The 789-nt window shown below is 60.1% G+C and carries 1 pseudogene; it reads left to right on the forward strand.

The annotated features are described in order from the left end of the window. Positions 1 to 65 precede the first annotated feature (65 nt). Positions 66 to 789, forward strand: a pseudogene (locus AWB68_RS45680) (IS3 family transposase); the annotation flags it as partial.

Raw genomic sequence — 789 nt, forward strand, 5'->3', positions numbered from 1 at the left:
TTTGAGCTTGCCCCCGAAAAACGAATCCCTTGCTGAGCAGGTAAACTCAAGCAAGGAGAAGAACGATGACGAGCAAGGCAAAGCGAGCGCAGTACACGCTCGAATTCAAGCTGGAAGCGGTGCGGCTGGTCAAGGCCGGGCAAAGCATGGCAGCGGTGGCGGCGACACTGGGTGTGGTCGAACAGACGCTGTATAACTGGGTAAAGGCTGACCGGGAAGGCAAACTGTCGGGAGCAGGCACGAAGCCTGTGAGCCCGGAACAGATGGAACTGGCGCGACTGCGTGCCGAAGTGGCTCGCCTGAAGATGGAGCGGGATATTTTAAAAAAAGCGGCCGCGTACTTCGCCAAGGAGTCGATGTGAAGTACGCGTTCATCGAGCGCAATCGACGCCACTGGCCGGTCTCGGTGCTATGCGAAGTGCTGGAAGTCAGTCCCAGCGGATATCATCAGCGCCGGCAACGCACCGCACAGGCCAAGCCGCACCGAGGCCGCGTGAGTAACGACGCACTGCTTGCGCACATCAAGGCGATTCACACGCAGGTCAAGGGCGAGTACGGCTGGCCTCGCATGTGGAAGGAACTGCTCACGCAAGGCGTGCGCGTGGGCAAAGAGCGGGTTCGCAAGCTGATGGCGCAGCATGGCATTCGAGCCCGCCACAAGCGCAAGTACATCGCGACGACGAACTCGAACCACGATTTGCCGGTGGCGCCGAATCTGTTGGAGCGCAACTTCGCCGCTAACGCACCGAACCAGGTCTGGACGACCGACATCACGTATCTGGCGACAGC

It is taken from the genome of Caballeronia choica (assembly GCF_001544535.1).
Taxonomy (GTDB): Bacteria; Pseudomonadota; Gammaproteobacteria; order Burkholderiales; family Burkholderiaceae; genus Caballeronia; species Caballeronia choica.